This is a genomic window from Neobacillus paridis, from assembly GCF_016765675.1.
In the GTDB taxonomy this organism is placed as follows: domain Bacteria; phylum Bacillota; class Bacilli; order Bacillales; family Cytobacillaceae; genus Neobacillus; species Neobacillus paridis.
The window spans coordinates 1-952 of record NZ_JAESWB010000347.1; the positions used below are offsets into that span (position 1 = coordinate 1).

The following is a 952-nucleotide window of genomic DNA, read 5'->3' on the forward strand; positions in this document are numbered from 1 at the left end:
CAAGCTGTTGACCGATATTCCGGGCGTCACCTGCGTCAAGCCGAAGTCGGCGCTGTACATGTTCCCGCGGCTCGATCCGAAGATGTACCCGATCGCGGACGACCAGCAATTCGCCTATGAGCTGCTGGCTGAAGAGAGGGTGCTGATCGTGCAGGGCACCGGCTTCAACTGCCCGACCACGGACCATTTCCGCGTCGTGTTCCTGCCCAATACCGACGACCTGACCGAAGCCATTGGCCGCATTGCGCGCTTCCTCGATGGCTACCGTCGGCGTCACAGCATCGCATAGAAAGCGCATAGGACGCGCACAGGCAGCGCGGGCCGGCATCGGCCCGCCGCAGGCAGCCGGCCGATGCCGGCGCCATTCTTATCCCCAATCATTTGTCACCAGAGTCCGGAATCACCATGAAACCCATCAAAGTAGGCTTGTTAGGCATAGGCACCGTCGGCGGCGGCACCTTTGACGTCCTCAAACGCAATCAGGAAGAGATTCGCCGCCGCGCCGGCCGCGGCATCGAGATTGTGATGGTGGCGGACCTGAACACGGCCCGCGCCACCGAACTGACCCATGGCCAGTGCGAAGTGGTCGATGATGCCAACCTGGTGGTGAATCATCCCGACATCGACATCGTGGTCGAACTGATCGGCGGCTATGGCATCGCCCGTGAACTGGTGCTGAAAGCCATTGCCAACGGCAAGCATGTGGTCACCGCCAACAAGGCGCTGCTGGCCATCCATGGCACCGAGATCTTCCGCGCCGCGCAGGACAAGGGCGTGATGGTTGCCTTCGAAGCGGCGGTGGCCGGCGGCATTCCCATCATCAAGGCCTTGCGCGAAGGCCTGTCGGCCAACCGCATCGAATGGGTGGCCGGCATCATCAACGGCACCACCAACTTCATCCTGTCCGAGATGCGCGACAAGGGCCTGGACTTCGATACCGTGCTGAAGGAAG

2 protein-coding genes are annotated in these 952 nt (G+C 62.0%); both read left to right on the top strand.

The window, feature by feature from the left end; genetic code table 11:
- A partial coding sequence (locus JK635_RS29160) for an aminotransferase class I/II-fold pyridoxal phosphate-dependent enzyme (RefSeq protein ID WP_202655784.1) occupies positions 1-289 on the top strand: 289 nt, incomplete at its 5' end.
- A gap of 116 nt (positions 290-405) precedes the next feature.
- Positions 406-952: homoserine dehydrogenase (locus tag JK635_RS29165; protein ID WP_202655785.1), on the top strand; the 547-nt coding region annotated here is incomplete at its 3' end.